20 protein-coding genes are annotated in these 21,045 nt (G+C 44.3%); 9 read left to right on the forward strand and 11 right to left on the reverse strand.

What is annotated here, in order from left to right; all coding sequences use genetic code 11:
- Positions 1-215 precede the first annotated feature (215 nt).
- From WD077_08010 to WD077_08025, 4 genes are all read left to right on the forward strand, one after another.
- Complete coding sequence (locus WD077_08010; protein ID MEX0967168.1) at positions 216-611, forward strand: VOC family protein; 396 nt, start codon at positions 216-218, stop codon at positions 609-611.
- A 3-nt stretch (positions 612-614) separates the two neighbouring features.
- Positions 615-1,331, forward strand: a complete 717-nt coding sequence (locus tag WD077_08015) for an RDD family protein (GenBank protein ID MEX0967169.1) — start codon at positions 615-617, stop codon at positions 1,329-1,331.
- A gap of 349 nt (positions 1,332-1,680) precedes the next feature.
- The gene (locus WD077_08020; GenBank protein MEX0967170.1) at positions 1,681-2,142 is read left to right on the forward strand and encodes a 3-oxoacyl-ACP synthase; all 462 of its coding nucleotides are present in this window, start codon (positions 1,681-1,683) and stop codon (positions 2,140-2,142) included.
- A 23-nt stretch (positions 2,143-2,165) separates the two neighbouring features.
- Positions 2,166-3,068, forward strand: coding sequence for a class I SAM-dependent methyltransferase (locus WD077_08025; protein MEX0967171.1), 903 nt, complete (start codon positions 2,166-2,168; stop codon positions 3,066-3,068).
- Positions 3,069-3,310: 242 nt separating this feature from the next.
- On the opposite strand, the gene WD077_08030 is transcribed toward WD077_08025, so the two are convergent.
- The 7 genes from WD077_08030 to WD077_08060 all read right to left on the reverse strand — a co-directional run bounded on the left by WD077_08030 (position 3,311) and on the right by WD077_08060 (position 9,282).
- Entirely contained in the window at positions 3,311-3,946 is a 636-nt protein-coding gene (locus WD077_08030) for a hypothetical protein (GenBank protein MEX0967172.1), read from the reverse strand.
- A complete protein-coding gene (locus WD077_08035; GenBank protein MEX0967173.1) occupies positions 3,928-4,284 on the reverse strand; it encodes a helix-turn-helix transcriptional regulator in 357 nt (118 codons plus the stop codon). Before WD077_08035 ends, WD077_08030 begins: the two co-directional genes overlap by 19 nt.
- 360 nt (positions 4,285-4,644) lie before the next feature.
- Complete coding sequence (locus WD077_08040; protein MEX0967174.1) at positions 4,645-5,370, reverse strand: hypothetical protein; 726 nt, start codon at positions 5,368-5,370, stop codon at positions 4,645-4,647.
- Positions 5,357-5,968, reverse strand: a complete 612-nt coding sequence (locus tag WD077_08045) for an ATP-binding cassette domain-containing protein (GenBank protein ID MEX0967175.1) — start codon at positions 5,966-5,968, stop codon at positions 5,357-5,359. The genes WD077_08040 and WD077_08045 overlap by 14 nt, the downstream gene beginning before the upstream one ends.
- Before the next feature lie 225 nt (positions 5,969-6,193).
- A complete protein-coding gene (locus WD077_08050) occupies positions 6,194-6,451 on the reverse strand; it encodes a hypothetical protein (GenBank protein MEX0967176.1) in 258 nt (85 codons plus the stop codon).
- 371 nt (positions 6,452-6,822) lie between these two features.
- On the reverse strand, positions 6,823-7,323 hold the full coding sequence (locus tag WD077_08055) for a nodulation protein NfeD (protein MEX0967177.1): 501 nt from the start codon (positions 7,321-7,323) through the stop codon (positions 6,823-6,825).
- 210 nt (positions 7,324-7,533) lie between these two features.
- Positions 7,534-9,282, reverse strand: a complete 1,749-nt coding sequence (locus tag WD077_08060) for a M14 family metallopeptidase (protein MEX0967178.1) — start codon at positions 9,280-9,282, stop codon at positions 7,534-7,536.
- A 252-nt stretch (positions 9,283-9,534) separates the two neighbouring features.
- On the opposite strand from WD077_08060, the gene WD077_08065 reads away from it, so the two are divergent.
- Together WD077_08065 and WD077_08070 are read left to right on the forward strand one after the other, a co-directional pair.
- A complete protein-coding gene (locus tag WD077_08065; protein ID MEX0967179.1) occupies positions 9,535-11,649 on the forward strand; it encodes a DUF1538 family protein in 2,115 nt (704 codons plus the stop codon).
- A 63-nt stretch (positions 11,650-11,712) separates the two neighbouring features.
- Positions 11,713-12,822, forward strand: a complete 1,110-nt coding sequence (locus WD077_08070; protein ID MEX0967180.1) for a hypothetical protein — start codon at positions 11,713-11,715, stop codon at positions 12,820-12,822.
- An 88-nt stretch (positions 12,823-12,910) separates the two neighbouring features.
- Here WD077_08070 and WD077_08075 read toward each other — a convergent pair whose 3' ends face one another.
- The gene (locus WD077_08075) at positions 12,911-14,545 is read right to left on the reverse strand and encodes a glucosaminidase domain-containing protein (GenBank protein MEX0967181.1); all 1,635 of its coding nucleotides are present in this window, start codon (positions 14,543-14,545) and stop codon (positions 12,911-12,913) included.
- Between the two features lie 5 nt (positions 14,546-14,550).
- A complete protein-coding gene (locus tag WD077_08080; GenBank protein MEX0967182.1) occupies positions 14,551-15,189 on the reverse strand; it encodes a class I SAM-dependent methyltransferase in 639 nt (212 codons plus the stop codon).
- A 293-nt stretch (positions 15,190-15,482) separates the two neighbouring features.
- Between WD077_08080 and WD077_08085 the strand changes: the two genes are divergently transcribed.
- The 3 genes from WD077_08085 to WD077_08095 all read left to right on the forward strand — a co-directional run bounded on the left by WD077_08085 (position 15,483) and on the right by WD077_08095 (position 19,197).
- Positions 15,483-17,144 (forward strand): T9SS type A sorting domain-containing protein, encoded by a 1,662-nt coding sequence (locus WD077_08085; GenBank protein MEX0967183.1) that lies wholly within the window; start codon positions 15,483-15,485, stop codon positions 17,142-17,144.
- A gap of 118 nt (positions 17,145-17,262) precedes the next feature.
- Entirely contained in the window at positions 17,263-18,417 is a 1,155-nt protein-coding gene (locus WD077_08090; GenBank protein MEX0967184.1) for a hypothetical protein, read from the forward strand.
- 255 nt (positions 18,418-18,672) lie between these two features.
- A complete protein-coding gene (locus tag WD077_08095; protein ID MEX0967185.1) occupies positions 18,673-19,197 on the forward strand; it encodes a hypothetical protein in 525 nt (174 codons plus the stop codon).
- 69 nt (positions 19,198-19,266) lie between these two features.
- Here the strand turns inward: WD077_08095 and WD077_08100 are convergent, their stop codons facing one another.
- Both WD077_08100 and WD077_08105 read right to left on the reverse strand, forming a co-directional pair.
- Entirely contained in the window at positions 19,267-19,800 is a 534-nt protein-coding gene (locus WD077_08100) for a DUF4276 family protein (protein ID MEX0967186.1), read from the reverse strand.
- A 2-nt stretch (positions 19,801-19,802) separates the two neighbouring features.
- The gene (locus tag WD077_08105) at positions 19,803-21,041 is read right to left on the reverse strand and encodes an AAA family ATPase (protein ID MEX0967187.1); all 1,239 of its coding nucleotides are present in this window, start codon (positions 21,039-21,041) and stop codon (positions 19,803-19,805) included.
- Between the last annotated feature and the right edge of the window lie 4 nt (positions 21,042-21,045).

Below are 21,045 nucleotides of genomic sequence, written 5' to 3' on the forward strand. Positions count from 1 at the left end.
AACCATACATTTGTTTTTCTTCAAATGTACAGGTTATTTCGTTACAGATCCTAAGGACCACTGTACGCTCCCTGTAATTTTCAATGATTTCATAAGTCTTTATATTTTAATGAACTGCAAACATAAAGGCTGCTGATTGAAATTGTGGGCTTATACTTTAGGAAATATGACATACAACGGCTACTTTGCTGCCCTCAACAAAAACACAAGAGAGCATGAAACGAGTTACAGGATTGGGAGGCGTATTCTTTAAATGCGAGGACCCCGAAAATATGAAGGAATGGTATGCCGACCATCTGGACATAAAAACAGATGAGTATGGCGGCCTCTTTGAATGGTGCGAAAAAGGCAATCCTGGCAAAACATGCCACACGGCCTGGAGCCCTTTCAGCCAGACCACCAAATATTTTGCACCCAGCACCAAGCCGTATATGTTCAACTACCGGGTACACGACCTGGAGGCGCTCATGGAGCAACTCAAAAAGGAGGGCGTGGAAATAGTGGGCGAAATTGAGCATTATGACTATGGCAAATTCGGATGGATACTGGATCCCGAAGGTAACAAGGTAGAGCTGTGGGAACCTGTGGATGAAAACCTGAAGAAGCAGTAAACGATGGCCAAAACCATCAGGATCACCACAACGCAAAAGGTAGTTATAGAATATGAGCTTGCGCCCCTCCGCGATCGCATCCTCGCCTGGCTGATTGATTTCATCATCATCTTTTTCGGCAGTATTCTCATTCTTATAGCCCATTCGCTGATAGGCCAGAACATGGTGATAATGCTTATCTCCCTGCTGTTTTTCTTTTATACGCTGGCCTCGGAGATCCTTATGGACGGGCAAACGCTGGGAAAAAAGGTGCTGAGTACAAAGGTGGTGAAGATCAGTGGGAGGGAAGCCACTATCGGGGATTACCTCATTCGCTGGAGCTTCAGGATCATTGACATTTACTTTACGCTGGGTGGTGTGGCAGCTATGCTCATCAGTTCTTCCCCAAACAATCAGCGGTTGGGTGGCAGGCTGTCGCATACCACGGTCATAAAACTTCGCCCTTCATTGAGGGTTTCGCTACGTGATGTGCTTGCCATAAACGAATCGCAACCGCATGAGATCACCTATCCGCAAGTCAGGCGATTAGCGGAAAAGGACATGTTGCTGATCAAGAACGTGCTTGACCGCACACGGAAATATAATAATCCCGCCCACCGCGCGGCCATGACCGAACTTGTGGAGAGAATCCGGCAGGAATCAGGAATCACTCCGAAGGAATCTGACCCGGCCCAATTTATAGAAAAATTGATCTGGGACTATGTAGTGCTGACGAGGTAGTGGCACGGTATAAATTATCAGCCAAACGGGTGATAATTCTTTAACAAAAAAACGTAGAATGGGACAGGCACATCATTTATTCATAAGCCCGGAGAAGCACAGAAATTACTGGTATGTATACTTTTATAAAAAAGTTAAATCATTAATTATTTAGTAATGATAATTCAAACTATGAATTTAATGAAATGATAAACAAAAAACATTGGCGAACATCATACATAAAAAAAGTTACCGTAACAAAAGAAACTTCTTCCGGCTCCTCCACCACCCGAAACAAAAACCGGGAATGGTTGAACCATCCTCTATTGCCGTTGTTTGCCTCTGCCAAATGAATTAACATAAAAGACCGATGAACTCCCAAACAGGAATTAAAGAACAAATACTCCGGCACCTGCATGAATTGCTGGACCGAAAGATCGCGGAAGCGAGCCGGGCACTTGAGTCTGCAAAAGAATCCCGCGATAGCGACACAAAAAGCTCTGCGGGCGATCAATATGAAACGGGCAGAGCGATGATGCAAATTGAGATGGAGAATTATGACACTCAATTAAATAATGCACTCGAACTGAAAAAAGCGCTTACCCGACTCAATATAAGCCGGGAAATAGAGGAAATCGAACCGGGCAGCTTCGTGGTTACCAACCATGGAAAGTATTTTATCTCCATCGGACTTGGAAAAATTACAGTGAACGATGAAGTGGTTTATGCTATATCTTTGGCTTCTCCCATTGGCCAGATGTTTAAAGACAAGAGGGTTGGGGATAAATTTGAATTTAACGGGAGAGAATATTTGATTCAGGAAATTATTTAATTCGCGGAAAAAAGGATGAATGCATGGCATCAAAAGCTGATATTGATTACTCGTATAGCACAATGGATAAAATATGGCGCCTCAGCATTGGAGAGATGGCCGATTTTACAGGCGCAAAATATGACGGGGATTTTTCGCTCAGTCTTGAGGAAGCCCAGGAAAGGAAACACAGATTTATTGCAGAACAGTTAAATATTACCGCAGGAAGCCGGGTGCTGGACATTGGTTGCGGATGGGGGCCATTCCTCAATTATCTGCGGAAGATCAAGGCTGAAGGCATTGGCCTCACGCTGTCAGAAGCGCAACATGCGGCTTGTAGGCAGCAGGGGTTTGAAGTTTACATCCAGGATTGCCGGACGATAACCTCACAGGATTTCGGGACTTTTGATGCTGTGGCTTCCATCGGCTCGTTCGAGCATTTCTGCTCTGTGGAGGATTACAAGGAGGGCCGGCAGGATCAGGTATACCAGGATTTCTTTAAAACTGTAAGCGATCTGTTGCCCATTGGTGGACGATGTTTTGTGCAAACCATGGTGTTTGGAAAGGGAATGATAAGCCTCGATGAATTTGATATTAATGCAGATAAAAACTCAAAGGAATACCTGATGGCGCTGATCATGAATGAATTTCCAGGATCATGGCTGCCTTATGGGATAGAGCATATTATCCGTTCAGCCCAGCCCTGTTTTAAACTCGTAACGAGCCATTCGGGCCGGGAAGATTATATAGAAACGATAAAAGTTTGGCGGCAAAGGCTGAAGTCCTTTGGCTGGAAAAAATACCAGGCTTACCTGTCGTTGGTCCCACAATTTCTCACAGATGCTAAAATGAGGAACCGCCTCGAAAACCTGAAAATTGCGCCCATCCGTGTTGCTTTCGAGCGCGGCATTTGGGATCACCACCGTATCGTCTTTGAAAAAGTTTAGCATAGGACAGGCAGGCCGCTTCTTCGGACTGGAAACTTCGTTGGCAAAGGAAAATTGTAGAGATATTGGGCTGGTAGTAAAAGACAAAATCCAATTAGTTTATTTTATATTTATTGTCATTCCGGAATTTCATTTTTCACGAAATATCCGGAATCTCCTGCGCGGGTGCCTGCTGTTGTACATTCTGCCTAAGTTTCCGCAAGGCAGGAGATTCCCGCCTTCGCTGGAAGGACAGGACAATTCTATGCTATTTGCGGGTAAAGTTTCCTGGTCTCTTCAATTGTAAGTTTTGGAAGCATTATAAAAACGACCAAAAACAAGGAGCTAAATGCAAATATCACTACACTTAAATAATGATTTCCCTGATTGGCCAGAAATAACATCATCGGCCCCGCTATTAAAATATAAACAATGAATGTCATAATATTGCAGGCACGTTTAGGCAAGAAAATGTTCACCTTTCTCAGACGCCAATGGTTTGTGGCCGTCACAATAATCATAGCACCGTAAAAACCCAATACATAATATTCTTTATTGCTTATAAGGGGCAGTACGAAATGCCAGACGGCTGCCAGCGAAAAAGTAAATAACGCGTAAGGCCACGATAAAAAGCTGAGAAGGGCATTTCCAATTAATTTGAGCGTTTTTCTTCTTACATTCTTTTCTGTATTATCAATATAAACCTGAAAGCCTTGCTGACCGCCAAACTGCCGGTGCGCCCGAAAGAGGGATTCTTCAAAGGATAGCTCAGGATGTTCTTTCTCCATTGTCTCAACTGCTGAAGCAAAGTGGTCAATTAATTCAGCCTGTACGTCATAATATTTAACATCATTAAAGCTGAGGTACTTCTTTATGACTTCTAACTTTTCCGGTTCCATACTTTATATGGTTTTTTAGGCGAAAGAATTAACTGCACCTGTCCAAGAAATGACTGCAACTGCTGCAATCTGGTGGCAGTGGCTTTTTTCCCTTTGGCACTTAGCGAGTAATATTTTCTTTGCCGCCCCGACACCATTCTTGTTTCTGTAGTCAAAAGCCCCTCCTGCTCCAGCTTATGCAAGGCCGGATATAATGCTCCTTCGGTAATGAGCATTTGCCCGTCACTTATCAACTTAATTTTCTGAATGACCTCGTAGCCATACACCTGCCCGTTGTCCGATAGCAATTTAAGGATTAAAGTGGCCAGGGTTCCTTTTATAAAAGAGTTGTTTTTCATTAATGCAAACATACCTAATTATCTTGGGCATGGAATTAATGTAAACTGGATTTTTTTTGACCAAAGCTTGATTATATTCACAATAGTCCTGTAGAAGCTGAAATAGTGGATAGACCGGTACGCTACCGCTATAGCTCAGCCCGGGATTATGCTGGTATGAAAGGTTTGCTGAAGGTAGAATTGACAGCGTAGGATTGGGGCTGAGGCTTTGTAGATCGCCAAACAAGGCACGCCTTACGCTGTCGTTAGACACGTGCATCAGCTAAGTGAAAAGTAAGAATATTTGCTGCTATTGCCAAATTAGCTGCTGCATCAACCTGACGTGAAGGTACGGGCAAATGCTCGCACCAGGTGGGGGATTTAGTAGAATTTACTCTTCTTAATAAGAAGAAACGAGGCCATAGGAAAGGCGATCAAATAAAGCGCAAAAATGAAAAAATCCTCGTAACCATTTGAGGTTTCATTTAAAATGTTTTGAGTTAAGCTAAGAGGTAAATAATTTCTTAAGTCAACTTCTAATATATTCAAACAAAAGCCTATTAAAAAATGCTCTAAAAAATTATAGATAATAATAAATACTAACCCCAGATAACTCTTGAATAGACTAATAAAAAAAAGGGCAATGCTACCATAAAGGCTAAATACAAAAAACTGAAAGAGCAAATTGAAATTAAATATATACCAAAAATCAAAGGAATTGCTGAACAGGATTAAATTGATAATAAGAACGGTACCAGTAAGACAAAGCAGCAAGGCCAGAACTTTTATTGCAGCATTTACCAATAGCATAAGATGAAGCTGAAGCCTTGAATATCCTAATACCAGAATTTGCTTAATCATACCATTCCGGAATAATGAGGCCAAATCATAAGCGACCCACATACCCAACAGCACTCCATAAAATGTAAACTTTAAAGAAGCATTGATACTTCGTTCATAGTTGAAATGTTCTGTAAATTCAGGAGAGCCTTTAATGGAATAGGCATTTGCTAAAATAAACAAAGCCATTAGTAGCCAGACAATTCCGAAGAAAACGGCATTTCTTGAAACTTTATTTAGAAGCAGGGAAACCCTAAGAAGCCTCATGACCCGGAAGTTTATAGCTGTATTTCGCCCTAACCACACTGTCAGCGGCAGGGTCATTGTAAATAAGAATGCCTCCGTGACTAAGATGATCTTTAAACCAGTTTAATAATGAACCTGCTGAATTTTCATCTAAGTTTGCAAAAGGTTCATCTAGAAAAACCATCTTCGGCTGCCCCACAAAGGCGGCAATGATGTGTAATTTTTTCTTATTGCCAGCAGATAAACTTCCGCATTTCTTATTTAATTGAGTACTGAAATTCAATCCTTCCATAAGATTATTTATAAATTGGGTTCTATCATTTTTAATATATCTGGCAATTGCCAAATTATCGCTTGCGGTGAGATTGGGTTCAAAATAGTTTTCAATACAAAAACTAATTAGATTCTGGTTTTGAGTTGGCTCCTTTTCATTTTCAATTCTGAACTCGCCCGTGAAAGGAATAAGTCCGGCCAGGGCTTTAAACAACATTGTTTTGCCAGACCCATTAGCACCGCTAATCAATAAATCTTCACCAGAGGTTAGCCTGATATTTAAGCCCACTGGTATTCTTTTACGCTTAACCAGTATCTCTTCTGCATTAATATATAGCGATAGCATTTATTTCACAATTTAATAGAGAGCAATTCATTGAAGAACTGTCGTTAATTCTGTTAAAAACTTAAAAACTTAATTGAAAAAGTTCCTTCTCTTAGACAAGTGCAAAAATAGCAATTCTACGACAACAGCGAAGCTTTTCGTGTGATGAAAGGAATATACCCAAAACCAGGGAACGATTTCAGTGAACCCCGAAAAGGTGAAATATTTCTTTTCCATCTAACATGTTCAGCCCAGCCCTGCTTTAAACTCGTAACGAGCCATTCCGGCCGGGAAGATTATATAGAAACGATAAAAGTTTGGCGGCAAAGGCTGAAGTCCTTTGGCTGGAAAAAATACCAGGCTTACCTGTCGTTGGTCCCACAATTTCTCACAGATGCTAAAATGAGGAACCGCCTCGAAAACCTGAAAATTGCGCCCATCCGTGTTGCTTTCGAGCGCGGCATTTGGGATCACCACCGTATCGTCTTTGAAAAAGTTTAGCATAGGACAGGCAGGCCGCTTCTTCGGACTGGAAACTTCGTTGGCAAAGGAAAATTGTAGAGATATTGGGCTGGTAGTAAAAGACAAAATCCAATTAGTTTATTTTATATTTATTGTCATTCCGGAATTTCATTTTTCTCGAAGTATCCGGAATCTCCTGCACGGGTGCCTGCTGTTGTACATTCTGCATAAGTTTCCACGGGGCAGGAGATTCCCGCCTTCGCGGGAATGACAGGACAACATGAATCATGTTGTTCTGTTCTAATTTTTATGAACTTGTCTAATCGATAAAATATAGTTCTTTAATAACTTCTGAAAATCAAGAATTCGCTCTATTACTTGTAACGTTCCCTGTGTGAGCACGATAGTAAAACTTAAGCATTTAATGCCTTGTCCTCCTCTTCCCCTTCCTTCACCTCTTCCACGGTAATCGAATTCACATCAATCTTGCTCACTACAATGGGAGAGCCGGCATCAATGAATCCTCGCAGCGACTTTACTTCCAGCAGGAAATCGTTGATCCGGGCCTTTCCGCCAGGCCTGATGTCTGAAACCGCAACGCCTTTGTCGCCTTTCCTGACAATATCTTCTTCCAGCAGGTTCACGCGTCCGGTTATTTTTTCTTTGTTGGAAAAGCTTGTCCACACTCCGCTCTTGAATCCAATTATAATGGCCGTAAGTGAAATGATCAAACCTACCGTACTCACTGCAATGCCCCATGTAGATCCATAATTGGCAAATACCTGCACAATGCCCAGCACCATCAGCACCAACCCGATGATGCCAACGAAGGTGGTACCGGGAACGAAGAATACCTCGATTAGAATGAGGGCCAGCCCCATTATGAGGAGTGTAAGGACGAGAAAAAGTTCCATTTGTTCTGCTTTTCTAATTTAAATTGAACATTCAAATTTAGGGGAAAGATGGGATCCTCTGCGACAACTTCTCCGTGTAGAAAAGGCATACAGTTATTTCAAGCTCGTTATCCTGCGCATCCCGAAGGATCTGGTGGAGTTAATCTTGAAATGCGTAAATAATCAGGTTCTTCGCTTCATTACGTTTCGTTTAGAAGGACGAAGGGAACATCACTCGCGCAACGGCAGCAATGCATCTGTAATAAGCCGGTACACAGGGTAGCGATTATGGCTCGGTTCATATAATTCTGATTGTTGGTAAATGAAATACCATTGCGCCCACGGGCTTTTGGCAAACATGGAATCCTGTTCCTTCCGCTGCTCAAATTCACGCTTCAGTGTTGCATTCTGTTGTAACATCCGGTGAGCGGTTTCATCAAAAATGTATGGCGAAAAATATTCCTTCTGGGAAAGGACGGCATCGAAAAAATTCCAGGCAAAATAGCTGTCCGGGGCGCGTGGTTCCAGCGTCTCCACGATGAAACGGTTGGCGGGCTGGTTTACATACGCCACATAATCGCCCTGATAAAACGTGATTTCCCCCGTATGGACGGAGGTCTCGATATCATAATTCAGATAATGTCCTTCGTAAGGGCGGGGTCGCGTATCATAGCGCGTGATCCGATAGTACTCCACTTCCAGCACCGTGTCCCGGAGCAACTGCTTGAGGCGGATGCCGCTGATCATCAGCCGCTCTGTTACCTCCTGCCAGGCCTGCGGAATGAGATAGGCCACCGGGGCCGTGACTGAATCCATGGATTTGTAGCTATTATAAAAAGGAATATTCCGCTGATAAGGACGCTCCCGGTCGTATGATTCCACCTTTGTTCCCGTCACCTTGCTTTCTTTCCATGTGGCCTCGTAGCCCTGGAAAATGATGTCCTTCTTTTGTGATGTATCCAGCTCCCACCGGAGGGGAAAATTCTTTTGGCGGGATGACAGCAGATCGGCCTTTGCCTTCAGCAAGCCGATTTCCTTGTGGTTGATGTTCATCTTTTCCAGCAGACTTTCAAGGAAATGATAGGTTCCTTCCACCCGTTCCTTGTAGGGTTTCCACATGTGGGCCTCGGACGTGAAACCGATGCAGTTGAAGAGCGCAGCATAGCCCGTTGAGTATCGTGGTGTTTCCAGGTAGGCCACCAGCCCTGAATCCGGAATTGTGGCCAGCGTATTTACGTAAGGCGTCATCGGAAAGCCCTTTTGCGCCATCCGTTTATAAAGCGCAGGCTCAAGATCCTTTTCCAGGTATGTGGCCAGCACCGGGTGTAGTTTGTCCTTTTGCGTACTGATGAGCGTCATCACGTGCTGGTAATCCGCGCCATTGGAGGTGTGCGTATCTACGAAAATATCCGGTTTCCAATCATCAAATATTTCTGCAAAGCTGCGGGCATTGCGGCTGTCAGCTTTGATGAAATCGCGGTTGAGGTCCAGATTGCGGGCATTGCCTCTGAAGCCATACTCCTTTGGACCCACCTGGTTGGCCCGGCTGCAGCAACCTCGGTTCAGCGCCCCGCCAATATTATAAAAGGGAATAATGCACACCACCACATTTTGCAGAAGCCGCTGCATTTCCTTCTTTTCCATCAGGTCGCGGGCCAGCATCATAGAAGCATCGACACCGCAGGGTTCACCGGGATGGATGGCATTGTTTACCAGCAAAATGCGCCTGCCGCTTTCCTCTATTTTCTGCGGATTAAATTCGCCATCGCTGGAAATAACAACGAGGTGAAGCGGCCTTCCTACGTCCGTTGGGCCATATTCCAGGAGTTTTATTTCGCTGTAGGTAGAGTCGAGTTGCCGGTAGTATGATATGGCTTCGTCATACGTAGCGCTTTCGAGGCCGTTGCTTTTCTCGAAAGGCGTGGTAGAGTCAATACTTCCGCTAAGGACGAGGAGAAGTGAAAAGAGTAATATGCGCATAAGCCGGTTTTAATTTTAAGGAGCGAAAATTACCATAGTTACTGAGATGGGGAAGCTTTCAGCGTAATGAATACATTAATATTGTATTTTAAATCTTAAAGTTTTTTCAAGAAATGATTGAAATTTTAAGAAAAACCTTTTGAAACCTTTTGTTCCAAACTCAGAGCTACCGGACACCGCTCAATTTTCTTATCGTATAATCTTGGTTTAATTAATTTTGGCCGAATAACAAGTTAACGGCAACGCACATACATGAACAAAGCATCGAAACGGATCAGGGTCGGCTTCCGGCAAGCATTCATGATGATATTTCTTTATGCCCGGAAACGCTTTCTTGAGCAAATAAAGGCGGTTGCCCTGATCATCGCGTACCTCGTTTTGTTTCAGGTGCTGGTGCTCGGAATTGCCATCGCTGATGCAGCCTGGATATCTGTGGGGTTGGTGCTGGTGATTACCGGGCTCACATTTTTTATGGAGGGGCTCATGCTGGGGCTCATGCCGCTCGGGGAGATCATCGGAATCAAATTGCCGCAAAAGTCAAAGCTTCCGGTGATCATTATTTTTTCATTTATCCTCGGGCTTGGGGCCACTTTTGCCGAGCCTGCCATTGGCGTTCTGAAGATGGCCGGCTCATCTGTTAAGGCGTGGGAAGCTCCGCTCCTTTTCCTGATGCTGAATAAATATGCGGATATCCTGGTGATGTCTGTAGGAGTGGGCGTTGGCCTTGCCGTGGTTTTTGGCATGTTGCGATATATTTATAACTGGTCGCTAAAGCCATTTATTTATATTTTGGTGGGACTGCTTTCCGTCATGTCGCTGTATGCGCATTTAGATCCGAACTTATTTTATTTGCTGGGCCTGGCCTGGGACTGCGGTGGTGTAACGACCGGGCCGGTTACCGTTCCGCTTGTGCTGGCGCTGGGTATCGGCATCAGCCGGATTACCGGCAGCGGTTCAGAGCAGGGAGCGGCAGGTTTTGGCGCGGTTACGCTGGCTTCGTTGTTTCCCATCATAGCTGTGTTGGGAATTGGCATGTTCTATCTCTCCTCCATTACGCAACCATTATCGGCAGCAGAATTTGCCCGCCAGCATGATAATCCGAAAGTAACCGGGCTTTTTGACAGCTATGATGCCTATACCGGATATATGCTTTCCCATACAGACCCCGCTGTCTACATGCAAATTTTCGATAATGATCAGGAAAAGTTCCTGGCCTATCTCAGCAAGGTAAAGGCTGATAAAGAATTGCAGGCTGTGGTTGCCGGGCCGGAGGAAACCGGATTTAAAACATGGGCCGCAGCCAGTAATAATGCCCAGGTAATAAACCTGGTTTTTGGCAGTCCTGAAGAAATGCAGAAATTCAGAAAAAGCCGTGGAGGTAATTATACAATGCCATCATTAAACAGTTGGGATGTAATTACAAGAAACAGCATTGCAGCATTTCAGGCAATTATCCCGCTCACGTTATTTTTATTGTTAATATTCTTTTTAGTAATAAGGGACAAGCTGCCCCAACCTGACGAGATATTTCTGGGAATAGGTTTCGCGCTCATCGGCATGGCCATATTCAACATCGGCATTGAGATGGGCCTGTCCCGGCTGGGAGGCCAGGTAGGCCAAAACCTGCCAGCGTCCTTCAGTACCATTGAATTAAAGGATGAAACAACACTACTTCAAAACTTTGATAAAAGCCTGGTAAATGAAGCACTGCAGGAAGATGGCTCCATCAATAAATTTTTTTATGCAAAGAAGGACAAGGAATATAAAGCCATTCCCTTTGATGAGCAATATTATGATGAGAAGAAAAAGACTTATCTGTATATTCCGGAAAGAGGGCCGCTCTTTGGCGTGGCAGGCGGAGTTGGAGGAATGATCGTGGTAATACTTTTTGCATTTATGATGGGATATGGCGCTACGCTGGCGGAGCCTGCACTAAACGCCCTGGGCCTTACCGTTGAAGAAATTACTGTGGGAACATTTCCGAAATCGGTCCTTATGCAGGCGGTTGCCATTGGTGTGGGCGTAGGACTTGCTTTGGGCGTAGCCAAGATTATTTGGAATATTCCTTTATTCTGGATGCTTATTCCTCCCTATCTGTTATTAATGTTAATCACGAAATTATCATCTGAAGAATATACCAATATCGGGTGGGACAGTGCCGGTGTAACGACCGGGCCCATTACGGTTCCCCTCGTTCTGGCGATGGGGCTTGGCATTGGCGGGCAGGTAGGTGTGGTTGAGGGATTCGGCATTCTCTCTATGGCCTCCGTTTGTCCTATTATTAGTGTTTTAACGATGGGCCTTGTAGTGAACAGCCGCAGAAAAAAGCTCATGCGGGAACTCGAAAGCAAAGCAGTTAAAGTATAGAAAATTAAAATTACGATTTCCGGAACCTGCTGATTTTTATATTTTAATTAATAAATAAGAAAAATGGTAAAAAATGCCATGATCAGGATCAATGCGGTGGTAAACAGAGAATACATCACCAGCCTCGTGGAGAAACTTTTTTTCAATGGCATCCGTGCTGTTTATATTGAAAACGGGAGAGCAAACATGCTGAAGGATAAAAAAGCGATTTTCTCTATTGATGATAAAAAGAAATTAATAAATGATCCTTTTGAAGTGCTTAATTTTTTTGTCTCTCCCAAAGAAGAAATAAATGCACTAAAATTAATAGATGACGAGCTTAATTTTGCCACACCCGGCAAAGGTTCGGTATATTCCTCAGAATCAGGGATTTTGAGGCAGCATGATGATATTATCAGGAATTCAGATTTCAGGTATGAGCATGATGGAACCTTTGTGCCTCATTCAGATCTGTCAGGAATTTCCTGTATTGTGCAGCGGGGCCACGGAGATGAAATTGCCTACCTGGTGCTGGATTCCGGTATCAGCGTTCCGGTTTTAACGTACGGTTCAGGTACGGGATTCCGCGATAAACTGGGACTGCTTCGCATCACTATTCCAGCCGAGAAGGAGATCATCACCCTGATGATGAGCAAGTATGACGTGGAGGCCGTAATGGAGCTGATGATCATAAAAGGGAAACTGAGTCAGCCCGGCAAAGGGTTTATTTATGATTTTCCGGTTCGCTACGGTTTTGTTAATACAAAAATTTCAACAGGCGCCAGCGGCCAGGTAGCGTCACAAGAGCAGATCATTTCAGCGATTGATTCCTTAAAAGGCGGCATAGGGTGGCGCAAATCGAAGGTGGACAGAATAGCCTCAGCAAACCTGAATTATCTGAAGGACTTAACTGAGTTGAATCTGGTCTGTAACGAGGGATACGGTGCTGACCTCGTTAAGGTTGCCATGCAAAACGGGGCTTCCGGAGCCACGCTGAGCGCAATGAAATTTAAAGGCAACGGAGAAGCAGCAGCCCGGTTTTTACCTTCCCTTGAGATTTGCAGGATGATAGTGGCAAAACAAAGCGTGGAACCAATAGCTGCGGCATTGGAAGGTGAAGGGGCATTTGGTGCAAACAGCCAGGGGTTTTTATTTACCCAAAAAGTTAAAAAGGCATACACTTATTCGAATTAGTGATCAGTGAAGCAGTGATCAGTGATCAGCGAGCAGTGAATTAGTGATCAGTGATCAGTGAATTAGTGGGGGAGGGATTATTTGGGGGTTATTTTATTCGCAGCTTTTGGCCTACGGAGATGTCGAAGCCGGATAGATCATTGAGGTCCATCAGCGTGCCCATGCTCACTTCAAACCTGCGGGAAATGGCATAGAGCGTTTCGCCCTGCTCTACCACGTGATAGACCGGTTCTGGTGCAGGCGCGGGAAGTTGCACCTTCAACTGCTGCCCCATTTTGAGATCGTTGCCCACAATCATATTTATTTCCCGGAGTTCAGCTACACTAATGTCATACTGCCGAGAAATGGAATAAAGGCTCTCTCCCTGCTGTACGGTGTGCATTTTCCATCCCGCTGTGTCCGTTTGCGGATCTGCCTGGGGTGTCTGCTCTGCGGTAGCCGGGGCTGCCTTTTCCTCCGGAGCGGGTTCAGGCTCTACGGTTAATTCCGTCTCTTTCGGAACGGTTGCCGGTTTATCATTGCGGTTGTCAGGTTCCGGGATCACCAGTTCGGCCGGTTGAGGCTCTTCGGCAATGGTAATTTCCTCTTCCTTCACTGCTTTAAATTCCTCTGTTTCCACTTTTGCAGTGGTCTCTTCCGGTTTCGGCCGTTCAGGCCGTGGCACTTCCTTCACCGGAGTTTCTTCAGGCTTCCTTTTCTTTTGATCTTTTGGCGGCTTTTGTTTTTTATCCGGTTTGCTGCCGTTTTCATCCACAGCATTTTCCAGCCCCACATATTTCTTTTCTTTAATTAAATCAGGATTGGTAAGTTTTGGCGGCTGCTTCACCTTTTTTCTGAGGCTGATGGTTTCGCCCACTGCGGGTTCCTGCCCTTCTGCCATTCGGTTTTTCCGCAGGAGTTTCTTTAGCCGGATGCCATGAAGTTGCGAAATATAGTGCATGGTCTCCTGCGCCTGCACGCTATGCTGTTTGTGTGCGGGCCGGCCCCGTTTCGGTTTCAGATACAGGATAGATCCGGAAATGATGTTTGCATTTTTTTCCAGGTCGTTGTATTTCCGCACCTGCCATTCGCGCATATCATGGCGCTCTCCAAACGTGCGCATGTTTTCGCCCGGCAAAACGCGCCCGGCAGGGATTCCATTAAATACCAAAGTTTGAGTAATAGAAATTCCGTCACTGTTTTCATTATCTGCGACAGGCAATTTCCTGCCGAGGGCAATCAGGTCATATTGTGGCAGATCATATTTTTCAATAATTCCAATAAGCAACTCAGGATACCTGGGATTGGTGGCGTATCCCGCCTTCTTCAGGCCCTTTGCCCAGGCTTTATAATCGGTTTTATCAAATTCAAATAGAAATGCATAACGAGTATTAACACTCAGGAAATCAGAATGGTCGCGGTAGCTGTCTTCCACTTTATTATATACCCGGAAACATTCGCCTTTTTCATCATCATCATAATATGTTTTCCGGCCCGTCCAATGGCTTTTACATTTGATCCCAAAGTGATTATTGCTTTTTAGCGAAAGCTCGCTGTTTCCGGAACCGGATTCTAAAACCCCCTGGGCGAGCTTGATGCTGGCGGGTATTCCGGTTCTCATCATTTCGCTTATCGCCAGGTCCTTATAAATTTTAATATATTCTTCGGTGGTGTATTTTCTGGCCTGTCCATTCGCCATAAGAGATGGAAGCAACAGCGCCAGTATCAGCAGATAATTTTTCATAGTATTTAACGAAGTTTCCGAATTATCATCAGGCCATCCCTGATGGGGAGCAGAATATTCTCAACGCGCTCATCCTGGTGAATCTTATCGTTAAACGCAATAAGGGCGCGGGTATCCTTGTCGGGTTCCGGCTCAACAACTTTGCCACTCCATAGCACATTATCGGCAATGATAATCCCGTCCTTGCGCACTTTATCAAAAATTAAATCGTAGTAATTGCTGTAGTTTACCTTATCCGCATCTATAAAAACAAGATCGAATTTAGCATCAAGGTCAGGAATGATTTCAAGCGCATCGCCAATTCTGTAATCTATTCGTTCGTTTACGCCTGCGTCCTTCCAATACTTCCTGGCCATGTCCTCCAGTTCTTCATTGATGTCAATGGTGATGAGCTTTCCGCCCGGCCTGATTCCCTTTGCAAGGGACAATGCAGAATAGCCGGTGTAAGTCCCGATTTCTAAGGCGAATTGCGGTTTCACCAAAAGGCTGAAAAGCTCCAGCACCTTTCCCTGCAGGTGGCCGGACAGCATTTGAGGCAACATCACCTTTGCATGCGTTTCCCGGTTAAGCTTCTGCTCCACCTCCGTTTCCGGTGTGGTATGCGCTTCTACGTAAGATTCCAATAGGTCCGGAAGAAATTTCATCAGTGCTCCTTTAAATTTATAAAATCAACGAAAACATGGGATGCCGTTTCAAAGCAACAAAATTCGGCAATTAAGCGCGCAGCTATTGGTTTTATATTCTAAAGGTTATCAACATCTGTGTAAAATGCCACGATGCGTAAAAACCGGCAGCGCAGCAGATAGCCGGAATTTTCTTCAGATCTTTATTTATTCATCTGAAAAATAACATAAAAACCGGTAGCTGTAACCATTCAGGGCCATTCCCCGTTCTTGATTATCTTTGTTCACAACTTCCTATCACAAAAATAAAGTTTATGAAAAAGTGCTTACTGCCCGTCATTATACTTGCTGCAAGTTATATTTCAGCCTCAGCCCAATCTACTTACGGGCAGGTATACAGTATATTCCAAACTTCCTGTGCTTTCAGTTCATGCCACAGCGGTAGCCAGGCCAAAGCCAATTTAGATCTGGTGGGAGAGGGCGCCACGCTACAGGCCAAAATGCAGGATGTTTATTCTAATTTATTTAATGCTGAGCCGGATAACGGTTTTGCGAAGCAGGAAAAACTGAAGCGCGTATTTCCCGGCCATCCGTACAAAAGCTTTCTTTTTAAAAAAATAAACAATGGCCTTCAACCGGATGTAACCCTCCATACGCAGGAAGGAAGTTCGATGCCCGAAAATGGGACACCACTGGAAGATGAAAAAATAGAGTTGATAAGACAATGGATCCTGATGGGAGCACCCGAAACCGGAAATGTGGCGGACACAAATCTGATAAGGCGCTACTACAATGGCGAAGGCTTTCGTCCGTTGAGCACCATTCCGGCTCCGCCCTCTCCTTCCCAAGGTTTCCAGATTCACCTGGGGCCATTCTTTGTGGAACCGGCAGGACAGGGCCAGGGAGAGGTAGAATATTTCAGCAAATACGACCCGCAACTTGAAAACGACATAGAGGTGACGCGTGTGGAAACCCACATGGGCGAGGGATATTCGCACCATTTTATCCTCTTTCATTATTTGAACGGAATGGACAACCAGCGTCCGTACGGGCTACGAAAAGCGAATGCCCACTTCTACACGGAATTCGTAGTGGCCAATCAGGAACCGGATACGGTCCAGTTGCCCCACAATACGGCATTCCCCTGGGAAGCCGGCAGCAAGCTTGATCTCAATACGCATTACATCAATTATTCAGCTTCCAGAGTAATGGCCTGCGATGTCTATATCAATATTTTTACGCAGCCTTCAGGCACAGCCGAGCACACCATGTATACTGCACTTCAGGCCAATACGAGCATTAATATTCCGAATGATGGCACAGAGCATACCTTCAGCCAGGCGGTGAGAGATGCCTCTTCACAGCAAAATATCTTTATGTGGGCGCTCTCCTCACATACTCATAAATATGGCACTGACTACGATATTTTTGAACGGTTGCCCAATGGCGACCGGGGCACGCATATTTTCGATGCATCCTGCCCGGGAGGCATTCCCGGCTGCACGGGTGGAAGTTATGATTATCAGCACCCGCCTGTAATGTATTTCGAACCCCTGAAGGAACTGGATATTAAGAATGGCCTTATCCACGAAGCAAAGTATATAAACACCGGTCCGGCTCCGGTAGGTTGGGGAGAAACCTCAGATGATGAAATGATGGTGCTCCTGATGATGTATACCCTTGACACCGCGGGTATTAGGTACACCGGAATTAAAGAAACAAATTCCGCCTTGGGAATTAAGGTATTTCCAAACCCGGTAAATCAAAACTTATCCCTGGTTTTTTCTGAAATTCCAAATGAAACTTCAGCCATCAGGATATACAACGTTCTTGGTAAAGAGATGAGGACAGAAGAAATCCAGGCAGGACAAAAAGAGCATATTATTTCTGCGGCTTCACTGCCACCTGGTTTTTATTTTTTTAATATTAATAACCACTCAGGAGGAGAATTAACCGGGAAATTTTTGAAACGGTAATTGTCCGGATTTAAATCCTGGGTTATTATGGTTTTTAGCCTCCAATATCTCTTACCCCAATCATCGGTTTTAAGTAAAAAAATTAATCTTTTAAATTAGAATTGAATTAAATGCTGACATGAAATACATTTTTCTTTTGATTTTGCTGCTGCCTTTGGCAGGTACTGCGCAGGTAATTAATCCCCGTCAGGTGGCTTCATTGCCGGATGCGATTAAGGAATCATCGGGCCTTATTACGGTTGATGCGAATAAATTCTGGAGCCACAATGACGGTGGCGATCATCCGAATATTTACTGCATTGACAGCACCGGAAAACTGATCCGGACGCTGCACATCAGCAATGCCAGCAATAAAGACTGGGAAGACATTGCCGAAGACGATGATGGAAATTTATACATAGGCGAATTTGGGAATAACGACAATAAACGAATGTATCTGCGGATATACATAATTCCCAATCCTGTAACCCTCAGCAGCGATACAACTATCGCAGATATTATCGAATACAGCTATCCTGACCAGAACGATTATCCTCCGCCCGCTCCCGCAAAAAACTTTGACGTGGAAGCTATGGTGTGGCTCAATGATTCGATCCATCTTTTTACAAAAAACTACTCTGTTCCTAATACCGGTTACACCAAGCGCTATGTATTACCTGTAAAAGAAGGAATGCAGACACCGGTATTGCGTGACAGCTTTTTTACGGATGCGAACACCATGAGCGGACAGGTGACCGCAGCTTCATTGAGCAACGATAATAAAATGCTGGTGCTGCTAAGCTACTCGCGCATTTATGTTTTTAAAGGCTTTTCCGGCAGCAATTTCTTTTCCGGTGAAATGCTGTCATTTGATATTGCCATGACCCAAAAAGAAGGGATAGATTTCCTGGACAATTGCCGTGTATATATCACTGACGAGGAACTATTCGGCTTTGGCCGGAAGCTTTATACGCTGGACGTGTGCAGCCTCATTCCCACCGGAGTTCCTCAGCCTGCCGCTGAAATCTCCGACCTCCTTTCATCACCACAGCCCAATCCCATGACAGGAATTTCCCGAATTTATTACCGGCTGCCCCGGAACGCAGAATCAGGCAGGATCATATTTGTGAACTCCAAAGGTCAAATATCGAAGGAAGTGAAAGTGAATGATAAAACCAGCAATCCTTTCATAGAAATACAGCGGCAGGATTTCACTTCCGGTACTTATATATACAGTTTTATATCCGCCACAGGCGATACGCTGGCCACGGGAAGAAAGCTGTTGGTGAAGTAGAAGGATAATATTATTGAATAGGTTTAATGGCAAGCAGCGATTTTATTAAATACTTAAAGGATGAAGATTCTACTGGTATTTTAATGGAAAGGCACTCAATTGTTCTGCTGGCAGTTGCTTTTTAGTCGCACCCGCCATGCTCAGTAGCTCAGTAGCGTAGGGTTTAAACCTTACGCTACTGAGAAAATTAAGGTAAAGTCTAAACATTTCCGGCCTGGCATTTTTTGGATTAAACATATAATCAAACGCCAAGACATGAGTAACGACCGAATCGTCAACAAATTAGCAATGGCCATTGGCAAGGGACTTCTTGCCGGCCTTGCAGGAACAGCCGCCATCACCATTTCCCAAATGATGCAACAACAGATTACCGGCAGCGGTGCCAGCGAAGCACCAAGCAGGGTAGGCGGAAAAGTGCTGGGCGTCCAACCCCGCAATCCTGAAGGGAAAGCCAGGTTTTCGCAGGTAATGCACTGGAGCTACGGAACCTCATGGGGCCTGATGCGGGGCGCGATGGAACTGGCCGGCCTGAGAGGGCTGCCCGCCTCAGCTATACACTGGATTGCAATATGGGCGGCTGAACTGGCAATGGTGCCAAACATGACGGACGCTCCGCAAGCCACAGAAATGGAACCCCAGAACCTGGCCATTGACGGAGGCCACCATGCCGTATACGCTTTTGCAGCCGGTGCAGTTTACGACCTGATGAGCGCTAAAGAAGAAGAACACCATCTGCTCCGGGAACTGAAAGAAAAGGCGAAAGAGACTTTCAGAAAATAGAATTACCTGAATTGAAACTGGATGAATGAGCTTTTCTCAGGTAAAGCACTTATTTGGGAGGTTACTTATTTATCCTTTTATACGCTTGGCCAATTCTTTAAAATCAGGAAAATCTACCTCAAGTCTTTCAGGGTCAATCATTCCGAGCAAAATACTGCCATCGGATATCTTATGGTAAGTTCCGTGCCTGGACCGCTTTGTGATTCTCTGAAGCTCAGCAGCAGGATTATTTATAATCATCGCATCCTTATTCCGGTAAGCACCGAAAAGATCTTCTCCCCAGTGATCGGTCAATACCTCCGGCTGAGAAAGAAACCAAGCTTCCATTTCCTGAACCATGAAGAAAACATCTTCTTTAAATGAAGAAAGGGACATGCCTGCTAACTGCTGCTCCTTTTTAGTAATCGGGGCATCAAGATCAATGAGCAGAATAAAATTACCCGCTGTCATCCCACTTCGTTTTTTGAAGCGTTTGATAGCTTCTGCCTTTGGTCCGAGCTGTAAGATTTTAATTTTATGATTTTTAAAAATATTGCGGAAAAGAACTCCAAATCCGGTTCTTAGTTCTTTTGCTCCTTCTGATATGATCGTTACCTGAACCATTCTTAAAACCTTACACCTCCAAGCTCACCTTTCTCCCAAAGGTTACCCGGTGCAAATTCATTATACCATTCTTTAAAATCCTCTTCGTTGTATGTTTTGATAATGGTTTTATTTTCCTCGTCTTTTTCAAAAACACGAATGTTCCGCACTTTGAAGAAATTGAGCAACTGAGGGGAATGGGTTGCGATGATAATTTGTGATTCTTTGGCTGAATTAAGAATAATAGATGCAATTTCCCTCAGCATGTCCGGATGTAAGCCTTTCTCAGGTTCGTCAATAAAAATGACTGCTCCCCGTGATGGATTGAGAAGTATGGCAAGTAAGCAAAGAAATTTCAATGTGCCATCTGAAACTTGTGCCGCATGAATGGCGCTGTTCAGGTTCTTTTCCTTTAAATATGCCTGAAAAACTCCGCTCCCGAATTGCTGGAATTTTAAATCAATGAACTGTTCATTTATGATATTCAAATGATCCTTAAGTTGATCAAAAACTCTTGGATGTTTTATATCAAGCGTATTTAAAACAGGAAACAGATTTTCCCCTTCCCGTTGTAACTTTTCTTCTCCGGTGGCTTTTATTGAAGTGCGAAGCGGACTATCCGTTTTGGTGTTAAAGTAATTGTATACATCAATTGAGCGCAGTGCTTTCGCTAGTGCCGTTAGTGCAGGATACCGGTCAGAGTCATCAATTGTGGAGAGTACTAATTCCTCTGGTTCTTTGTCGTCATAGTTGACCCGGTGCCAATTCCCACTTCCGTATTGTTCGAATTCCTCTTCGACTTCTTCACTCTTTGTTTTCTTCTCATAAATCCATCCGCAGCCATGCTGAAAACTTAACAGCGTGAAATCCTGCCCATTATCTTTTATTGAATTTACCCATTCTACGATGTCATAGTTATCAAAAGAAGGTTTTTTCCTGAGAATAATTGTGTACTCAATGTCGTCCTGAAAATAATAATTAAAGCGTGAGAGAAAATTCTTATCCAATATAAATTTCAATCCTATACTATTGGGATGCTCTGTTTCACCAGGGCACTTACAATAGATATTGTCAAAGCCTCCCCAATCCCGGATAATTTCAGCAAGCCCTCCTTTCATTCCGCTCCTCAACAAATCAAGCGCTTTGAACAGGTTGGATTTCCCTGAACCGTTGATCCCGATAAGCAGATTCACATCAGCCTCCAGCTTTATCTCCCCCTCCTGAAAACTGAAAAAGTTGGTCAGATGTATTTCCTTGAACATAGCC

Source organism: Bacteroidia bacterium (assembly GCA_040880525.1).
In the GTDB taxonomy this organism is placed as follows: Bacteria; Bacteroidota; Bacteroidia; order CAILMK01; family JBBDIG01; genus JBBDIG01.

Coding starts and splice junctions, on each gene's coding strand:
- WD077_08095 (MEX0967185.1), top strand. CDS start 18,673: ATGAGTAACGACCGAATCGTCAACAAATTAGCAATGGCCATTGGCAAG.
- WD077_08090 (MEX0967184.1), top strand. CDS start 17,263: ATGAAATACATTTTTCTTTTGATTTTGCTGCTGCCTTTGGCAGGTACT.
- WD077_08060 (MEX0967178.1), bottom strand. CDS start 9,282: ATGCGCATATTACTCTTTTCACTTCTCCTCGTCCTTAGCGGAAGTATT.
- WD077_08105 (MEX0967187.1), bottom strand. CDS start 21,041: ATGTTCAAGGAAATACATCTGACCAACTTTTTCAGTTTTCAGGAGGGG.
- WD077_08100 (MEX0967186.1), bottom strand. CDS start 19,800: ATGGTTCAGGTAACGATCATATCAGAAGGAGCAAAAGAACTAAGAACC.
- WD077_08080 (MEX0967182.1), bottom strand. CDS start 15,189: ATGAAATTTCTTCCGGACCTATTGGAATCTTACGTAGAAGCGCATACC.
- WD077_08050 (MEX0967176.1), bottom strand. CDS start 6,451: ATGCTAAACTTTTTCAAAGACGATACGGTGGTGATCCCAAATGCCGCG.
- WD077_08040 (MEX0967174.1), bottom strand. CDS start 5,370: ATGAGGCTTCTTAGGGTTTCCCTGCTTCTAAATAAAGTTTCAAGAAAT.
- WD077_08015 (MEX0967169.1), top strand. CDS start 615: ATGGCCAAAACCATCAGGATCACCACAACGCAAAAGGTAGTTATAGAA.
- WD077_08010 (MEX0967168.1), top strand. CDS start 216: ATGAAACGAGTTACAGGATTGGGAGGCGTATTCTTTAAATGCGAGGAC.
- WD077_08065 (MEX0967179.1), top strand. CDS start 9,535: ATGAACAAAGCATCGAAACGGATCAGGGTCGGCTTCCGGCAAGCATTC.
- WD077_08035 (MEX0967173.1), bottom strand. CDS start 4,284: ATGAAAAACAACTCTTTTATAAAAGGAACCCTGGCCACTTTAATCCTT.
- WD077_08085 (MEX0967183.1), top strand. CDS start 15,483: ATGAAAAAGTGCTTACTGCCCGTCATTATACTTGCTGCAAGTTATATT.
- WD077_08020 (MEX0967170.1), top strand. CDS start 1,681: ATGAACTCCCAAACAGGAATTAAAGAACAAATACTCCGGCACCTGCAT.
- WD077_08070 (MEX0967180.1), top strand. CDS start 11,713: ATGGTAAAAAATGCCATGATCAGGATCAATGCGGTGGTAAACAGAGAA.
- WD077_08075 (MEX0967181.1), bottom strand. CDS start 14,545: ATGAAAAATTATCTGCTGATACTGGCGCTGTTGCTTCCATCTCTTATG.
- WD077_08030 (MEX0967172.1), bottom strand. CDS start 3,946: ATGGAACCGGAAAAGTTAGAAGTCATAAAGAAGTACCTCAGCTTTAAT.
- WD077_08025 (MEX0967171.1), top strand. CDS start 2,166: ATGGCATCAAAAGCTGATATTGATTACTCGTATAGCACAATGGATAAA.
- WD077_08055 (MEX0967177.1), bottom strand. CDS start 7,323: ATGGAACTTTTTCTCGTCCTTACACTCCTCATAATGGGGCTGGCCCTC.
- WD077_08045 (MEX0967175.1), bottom strand. CDS start 5,968: ATGCTATCGCTATATATTAATGCAGAAGAGATACTGGTTAAGCGTAAA.